This window comes from Mycobacterium arosiense ATCC BAA-1401 = DSM 45069 (assembly GCF_002086125.1).
GTDB lineage: Bacteria > Actinomycetota > Actinomycetes > Mycobacteriales > Mycobacteriaceae > Mycobacterium > Mycobacterium arosiense.
The window spans coordinates 1-241 of sequence record NZ_MVHG01000376.1; the positions used below are offsets into that span (position 1 = coordinate 1).

The window sequence follows — 241 nt, forward strand, 5'->3', positions numbered from 1 at the left end:
GTCGCGTACCAGCGGCTGGCCGCCGGGATGGGCGAAGCTGACGTGCTCCACCACGATCACCTGCTTGCCGGACTTGTCCGCGCTTTCCAGCTGGAAGCTGGCCTTGCCCTGGCGCTCGCGGCGCTCGGCGCGTTCGCGACGCATTTCCTTCAGTGCCCGAACCCGCCCTTCGTTGCGCGTGCGGCGGGCCTTGATGCCCTGGCGGATCCACACTTCTTCCTGGGCCAGGCGCTTGTCGAAC

At 68.5% G+C, this 241-nt stretch carries 1 protein-coding gene; it reads right to left on the reverse strand.

Features of this window, described 5'->3' with window-relative positions; genetic code table 11:
• On the reverse strand, positions 1–241 hold a 241-nt coding region (locus BST14_RS32245; RefSeq protein ID WP_211280867.1), incomplete at both ends, for a hypothetical protein.